Consider the following 7,066-nt stretch of genomic DNA (forward strand, 5'->3'; position numbering starts at 1 on the left):
GGTAACTTGGGGGGGGTCTTCGCGTCGGGGTTTGGGGTGTTTGTGGTGGGGGCGGTTTTGGAGAAAGGGGAAAGGGTGGGTGGGGGGTGTGGCTGCCCCCCCCCCCCCCCCCCCCCCCCCCCACGTCGATGCGTCGGATGCCGCCGCCCCGGACGGGGCGGCGGCATTGAGCTTCACATCTTGATACAGGGCGTCATGCCCGTGGTTGTGCCTGGCGCTCGCGAAGGATGGCAACGCCGTCTCCATCGAGCGCATCGAGGTAGGACGCGCGACCGGCCATCGCCATGATCAGGGCCAGGGTCGTGCCGGACACGCGTGGCCCGTCGCCGGCGGTGAAAGGGCTGTCGGTGGCGGTCAGGCGCAGTTCGCGGATGCGGGTCTTGGTGAAGACGGGCAGATCGGTGCGCTGGTAGTAGTCGGCCAAGGTGGTCAACGTGCGGACGGGGTAGTCGCGTTCGATGCCGAGCGGCCGGCGGATGTCCTCGCCGTGCACGATGGTCTCGCCGAGCATGGCCACGGTCGAGGGGATCGGCTTCGTCGTGCGGGTGGCCACTCGGCGGAACCGGTCGAGCGTCTCGGCCGGGGTAGCGCCAAGCTGTTCGGCCAGCCGCATGGCGACCTGCTTGTCGAAGTCGAAGCGGCAGCGGATCACGCCCGCCATCCACCGCACCGGGTTGAGGCCGGCCGCCGAGGTCAGGTGCGCGAGCACCTCACGAACGGTGAGCCCCTCGCACAGCGACGGGGTGGCCCACTGATGGTCGGTCAGCTGCGCGAGGTCGGCGGCCAGGGCGGTCCGCTCGGTGTGGATCAGTGGCCAGGTTCCGGTGGCGGGTGTCGTCATGGGGGTGATGCTCCTGTGCGGTGGTCGGGCGGGCAGGGGACCGGTCAGCGGCTGATGAGGCCGACGTGGTTGCCATCGAGATCGGTGAAGACGGCGATGCGGCTGGCGGGCGTGTTGGTCGGGGAGAGGATTCGGGTGGCGCCGAGCCGCTCGGCGCGGGCGAGCGCGGCATCGACGTCGTCGACCGGGAAGTAGGCGACGAGCCCGGTGTACGGGCTGTCCGGGCCCGCCTGCCCGACCCCGCCGGTCGGTCGGCCCTCCTCGTCGCCGACCAGGGCGTAGGTGTCGTCCAGCACGTGGACCGGCCAGCCGAACAGCTCCTGGTAGAAGCGGCGGGCGCGCAGCGCGTCGGGAGTGGAGATGTCGAACCAGGCGGCACTGCTCATCGGGGTCTCCTCGGGGGGTCGGAAACGATCGGTCGAAGAGGTGACTCCCGGAGTGGGGCAGAATCGTCCCTCGTGGGCGAGGAAATTTCGGCGGGATCCGCGACGGGTGACCTGGCCAGGGCGCGCGAGGGGGACGACGCCGCGTTCACCCGCCTGGTGGCGCCGCTGTGCCGGGAGCTGCACGCGCACTGCTACCGGATGCTGGGGTCGACCCACGACGCGGACGATGCACTGCAGGAGGCGCTGCTGCGGGCCTGGCGGGGCCTGGACCGCTTCGAGGGACGTAGTTCACTGCGCGCCTGGCTGTACACCGTGGCCACCCGCACCTGCCTGGACGCCGTCGACCGGCGCGGCAGGCGGGCGATGCCCATCGACCTCGGCCCGGCCAGCGACCACGCGGTGGTCGACGCCACCCCGCTGACCGAGGTCGCCTGGCTGGGCCCCTACCCCGACGCGGGCCTGCCCGCCGGCCCGGCCGGACCGGCCGCGCGGTACGAGCAGCGCGAGGCCGTCGAACTCGCCTTCGTCGCGGCCATGCAGCACCTGTCAGGCAACCAGCGGGCCGCGCTGCTCCTGTTCGACGTGCTCGGCTTCTCCGCCGCCGAGATCGCCACCATGATGGACACCTCCACCACCTCGGTGAACTCCGCGCTGGCCCGCGCCCGTCGACTGCTCGCCGAGCGGGTCCCGGCGCGCTCGCAGCAGCAGACTCTGCGCAAGCTCGGCGACGCCCGGGTCCGCGAGACCGTCACCGCCTTCGCCACCGCCCTGGAAAGCGGCGACGCCGACGCCCTGGTCGCCCTGCTCACCGAGGACGTCGCCTGGTCGATGCCGCCACTGGCCCAGTGGTACCGGGGCCGGGCCGCCGTCATGGACTTCGCCGTTGAGGTCCCGCTCACCCGCTGCCCGAGCTGGCGCTACCACCTCACTTCAGCCAACGGCCAACCGGCAGTGGCCTTCTACGTGGGCGCGAGCCGGTCGGCCCCGCACCTCGCGTGGTCGATCACGGTGCTGACCCTGCGCGGCGAGCTCGTCGAAGGCCTCACCTCGTTCCTGGGCGCGGAGCACGTGCAGCGGTTCGGGCTGTAGACGGAGTGGGCTTGACCCAATGTCAGCCCCCGAGGCCCCCAGGGTGTGGCTCCGGCCGGGACCATTGACCATGGAGGCCAGACGACGGCGTTTCCCATTCTGAAACGATCAGTGAACCGCAGGGCGCCGAGCCGTAGACTTCGGCAGTGAACGCCGACGACGTCTGGCCGTTGCGCGTCCCGCGGGGAGGAGATCGCATGCAGGACCCTTCGGACTCGACGGAGATCGCCGAGCCTGAGGAGAACGGCCAGAGCAATACCGCCGATTCACCTGTGGTGGACGATCCGACACCCGACTCGGGCATCGGCTCAACGACACCGTCGACGGTCCTGGCGGAGGTGCTCCCAGGGGTCGCTGTCGTCTTCGGTGAGGTCCCGGCGGAACTCAAGCCCGATCTGCTCGACTTCGGGCTCGTCCCGGCCACCGACCGCAAGCGCATCTCCACAGTCCTCGCCTCGATCGGAAACGCAGCGACCGCGGCCGGCCACCTCAAAGGCGCATTCGCCAGCGCGCAGGGGCTCTACAGGATCAGCGACGCGACACAGGCTCTACTGCGGGCCGGCGCGACGCTCGCCGTCAAGGACGGCGCGAACCTCGGAACGGTGATCTCCTCCGGCCGCTTCATCGCTCAGGCCCGCTTCATCCCCGTGGCTGAGGTGAGCGCGGTGCAGAGCGCGGCTTCCCTCGGGCCGACGCTGGCCATGATCGGCCTTCAGATGCAGTTGAGCGAGGTCACGGGCCTTGTCAAGACCAACATCGCGCTGACCAGCCAGGTACTGACCACCATCCGCAACGAGCAGTGGGCCGAACTGACGGGCCTCGTCGCCACCGTCGATCGCGCAGTCGACCACGCCCGAGAGGTCGAATCGGTCCCCACCACCTTGTGGCACAAGGTCGCGGACAAGGAGGCGGACCTGGGCAAGCAGCTGGAGCTGTACCGCCTCAACGTCCGCGGCCACATCGGGCAGATCCATGAGCTCGACCTACGTGGCCGCCGTGAGTATCTCCAGACGAACGCCGCGGCGATCTTCTTCGACGCCAACGCCTTGCTGTCTTCCCTCAAGGCATGGACCGGATATCAGGCGCTCCACGCCGCGCGGGCGCGCGCCGCTGGACCCGACGACGCCGGCGAGGCGCGGCTCGTCGACATCATCGCGCGCGACACTCGCGCAGAGCTCGACTCCGCTCTCGCCGAGACGACGAGCCTCGTCGACTCCCTCACGCGGGAGCTACGAATCATCGCCGAGCTCCCCGGACGCGACACACTGCCACTGTCGGGGAAGCGGAGGGACTCCAACGCAGCCCGCCACATCTCCGCCCGTCTTCTGGAGGCGATCGAGCCTCTTGCCGACGCTCTCCATCCGCCAGCCCCTCAACTCGAAGCTCCGGACGTCGTCTGCGCACCCACATCGCCGGCTCTTGAGCCGTACCTTCGCATCCTGCGATGGTTCCTCGAGGACGGCGAGACCCTACGTGTCCTCGGCTTCTCCGAGCAGCTCGATGCCGCCGATCCCCTTTCTGCGATCCTCGGCGGAGCGAAGGAGATGTTGGCGGCAGCGTGGGACAAGGCCCCGGCAAAGACACTGATCGCCGTCACGGATCGACGCATCATCACGGCCAAGACGAACGCCTTCCTTGAGCAAGGCGAGATCCGTCAAGTCATCCCGATCGACCAGGTGCGATACGTCCGAGCAGCAACCACACAGGACAAAAACGCGCGCTCGGCGATCGACCTCATCACGCGCGACGAGAACATCCGGTGGCACTTCCACACTGACATCGACAACACCCAAGTGGACGCGCTCGCCGCCGTGCTTGCCGAGTCGATGACGATCCCGGACAGTGAACGCGATGCGCTTCAACGGCGGCGCTACGCCCCCATCGAGGCGGGAAAGAAGGGCGAGAGCATGGGCACGAGGTCTACGGAATCGACGGGATCCGAGGCCACGACCTGCGCTGCCGAGTAGGCCTCGAGTCAATTGACGAGGGGCCGCCCCGACCGCACGTACCGAGCCCGGTCACGTACGGCGGTAGGCATCGGTGCCAGATGCAGGCACGTTCAATGGAGCGAGTGAGCAGCTTTCCCGCGTGATCGATGCTCACTCGCTCCACATGGGCACAGGTGTGCGGCCGACCGGCGCGGACATCGACGCCACCTCGCGGATCACGTTCGCACCTGGCTCCGGCAAGCCCCCGAAACGCCCGCTCATCGGCAGATGAGTGCGTGGTCCGCCGGGCCCAGCAGACCGGCCATGGTCCGGCCTCGGCCTTGCAACTGTCCGGGTACCTGGGCACGAGGCAGTGGCAGCACGTCCGCCGCACTGGCCAAGGCAGCGGGCGTCCTTCCATGCCCCGGCTGGGGGGAGAGAACTGAGCGGCCAGCCATAGCGAGACGCGCGGCCGGTTGTGGGTTGGTTACAGGCGTCCAGGAACTCCATGAACGACCTCACAAGAGGGCGGGGCTCGCGCCCACGGGCTTCACCGACTTGGAAGGTAGTCCTCGTACAGCAGGCCGGCGGCCCAGCGTTGCCCGGGCCTGCGACCTCGCCTGTGCATTCGCCGATCTCGTCCGCCACCAGCGCGGATACCTGAAGCTGGAGTGGATCCGGCCAGCCGAGCAGGACGCCCCGAAGCCCATGAGCAAGAGTGCGGCTCGGAGACGAAGCGCTTGGCAGGCCAAATGAGCCCGGCTCCGGCTCCATACATCCCTTCGATGCCGTTCTCTCTGGAGTGGGGCAGTGAGGCCGGCAGGCTCCTGCTGTCGCCGAACGGGCACCCGGTCTCCGTGTCGGTACCGGGGGCGCCGGGGTCGTGAGCACCGACAGGATCGAGTCATCCCCATGTGCGCAAGTACTTGCTCTATGCAAGGAAAGTACTGGTCAAGACCTTGATCACATCTTCCGCCTCCAGCTTTGTTGAACATAGGATCACGCCGCTACGCATGGGGAGGGATTGTGAAGAACGGGTATTGCGACGTGAAGAAGGCAGCCGAGGAGGAGCCCAAGGCCATCTGACGGCCCTGGGCTGTCGGCGGCTTCCTGTGGCTGCGTTCGTGCGGTTGGACGGACGGTGCCCCAGTCCTGGGGGCCCTCGGCTACTACCCGCTCTGGGTCTTCGGCAACGCCGCGACCTGCGTCGCCAACTACGCGTCATACAAGGTCAGCGAACGGGAAGTGCTGGTGTGTCGTGACGCGCTCGGCCGTTAGGGAGTGGCACATGGTCGTGGGTGCCGCTGACCGCACGGGCCTCACCCGGGAAAACGGCCAGGCACCGCGGAACGTTGAACTTCCCCGGACTTCCGGTGCTGCAATCCCGTCAATTTCGCCTGATCAACGTCTGTTTGGAGGAGTCAGATGGCTGTCCGTAAGAGCATGGAGGAGTCCCTGGTCGTGGCTGGCGACCGCGACGAATGGCTTACCCGGTGCGCAAAGGGTCTCATAACTACTGGTTTCAAAGACGTGCAGACGAGCTCCACGCTCGGACAGGTGACCGGCAAGTACAGGAAATTCCCCACGACACATGGGGAATTGACGATCACCGTGACCCCGAGCGCGCAGCCCGGATACATTCAACTGCATCTTCGCTCGACTGCGGCAGTCGACAACATTTATGCCTTGTTCTCCAGCCCGAACAAGAAGATCCTCTCTGTTGCGAAGGGTGGCTTCGCGTGAACTCAGCTCCCTCAGGGTCCCACCCGACGAAGCTCTGCTCCGCCTGTGGCACGCTGACTCAGACGGCTAAGACGTTCTGTCCGGAGTGTGGTACCACTTACGGCGAGCCGGGCGGAGGCAGGTCAGCAAGTTTTGTCTGGGGTGCATTTGCATGCGCTGCGGCCTCGCTGCTCTTCTTCCCTATAGTTCTGGGGCCTGTCGCCATCATCCTTTCCGCAGTCGGAATGAAACGGCAGGAGCCACATGCTGCCTTGGCGTTGGGCGCCTCGGTTGCTGGGATGGTCATCGGCTTCATCCTCGGTGCCCTTGCTTTCGGCGGCTAGCGAGAGGGACATTGCAGCGGCACATCGGCGTGAGGGCGTATCGCAGGCTGAGCAGCGTTTCGTGGATCTCCCTGCGTGTGCGCAAGCGGCGGAAGTGGTGCAGGAGTGCGAACCCTCTCTCGCCACCCACGGTTGGGTGCCCAGGCCGGAGCCGTGCTCGGTGTTCCGGCGTGCAATCAGCGGTCGGACGCCGAGTTCGCGCACCAGTGTGCGGCTTTTATGTGAGCTCACGTGGTAGACGTGTCCGTTTCATGGATCCCGGTGGTTTTGCTGTTCGGGTGGTCGGTCAAGATGTCGCCGCTTGAATGAGGAATGTGTAGGGAAGGAGTGTGCGTGGTGTTCGAGCCGGTGTTCTTGCGGCGGGGGCTTCAGGGCGTCGATCCCTGGCAGGTTGAGTACACGGTCGTCGATGTGGAGACCACCGGTTTGTCTCCTGCACGCGGCCATCGTGTGTGTGAGGTTGCGGCGGTGCGATTGCGGGCCGATGGCACGGTGGTGGAGGAGTTTTCCACCCTGGTCGACCCGCAGCGGCAGATGTCGCGGCAGAACCAGTCACAGCACGGGATCAGCGAGAACGACGTCGCAGATGCGCCACTGTTCACGCAGGTTGCGGGGACGCTGCTGCGGCTGATGCGCGGCTCGCTGGTGGTGGCGCACAACCTTGAGCTGCCCCGAGTTTCGTAGAGTCCGGTGATCTTGTTTCAGGCGGACTGCGGGGTTTGCTCCTGGCTCTGCCAGAAGGCTTCCTCGTACTCG

At 67.2% G+C, this 7,066-nt stretch carries 6 protein-coding genes; 4 read left to right on the plus strand and 2 right to left on the minus strand.

Annotation, left to right across the window (positions count from 1 at the left end):
* Positions 1-193: 193 nt before the first annotated feature.
* Positions 194-841 (minus strand): maleylpyruvate isomerase family mycothiol-dependent enzyme, encoded by a 648-nt coding sequence (locus tag ACZ5NH_RS45065; RefSeq protein WP_468784248.1) that lies wholly within the window; start codon positions 839-841, stop codon positions 194-196.
* Between the two features lie 44 nt (positions 842-885).
* A complete protein-coding gene (locus tag ACZ5NH_RS45070) occupies positions 886-1,227 on the minus strand; it encodes a VOC family protein (protein ID WP_468784250.1) in 342 nt (113 codons plus the stop codon).
* A 72-nt stretch (positions 1,228-1,299) separates the two neighbouring features.
* On the opposite strand from ACZ5NH_RS45070, the gene ACZ5NH_RS45075 reads away from it, so the two are divergent.
* From ACZ5NH_RS45075 to ACZ5NH_RS45090, 4 genes are all read left to right on the plus strand, one after another.
* Positions 1,300-2,316: a sigma-70 family RNA polymerase sigma factor gene (locus tag ACZ5NH_RS45075; protein WP_468784251.1), complete on the plus strand. Its 1,017-nt coding sequence runs from the start codon at positions 1,300-1,302 to the stop codon at positions 2,314-2,316.
* A gap of 146 nt (positions 2,317-2,462) precedes the next feature.
* Positions 2,463-4,283, plus strand: coding sequence for a hypothetical protein (locus tag ACZ5NH_RS45080; RefSeq protein ID WP_468784253.1), 1,821 nt, complete (start codon positions 2,463-2,465; stop codon positions 4,281-4,283).
* Between the two features lie 1,386 nt (positions 4,284-5,669).
* Positions 5,670-5,987: a hypothetical protein gene (locus ACZ5NH_RS45085; protein WP_365730481.1), complete on the plus strand. Its 318-nt coding sequence runs from the start codon at positions 5,670-5,672 to the stop codon at positions 5,985-5,987.
* 656 nt (positions 5,988-6,643) lie between these two features.
* Positions 6,644-6,994 (plus strand): 3'-5' exonuclease, encoded by a 351-nt coding sequence (locus tag ACZ5NH_RS45090; protein ID WP_468784255.1) that lies wholly within the window; start codon positions 6,644-6,646, stop codon positions 6,992-6,994.
* Positions 6,995-7,066: the final 72 nt, after the last annotated feature.

The sequence above is a fragment of the Streptomyces sp. NPDC031426 genome, assembly GCF_055581585.1.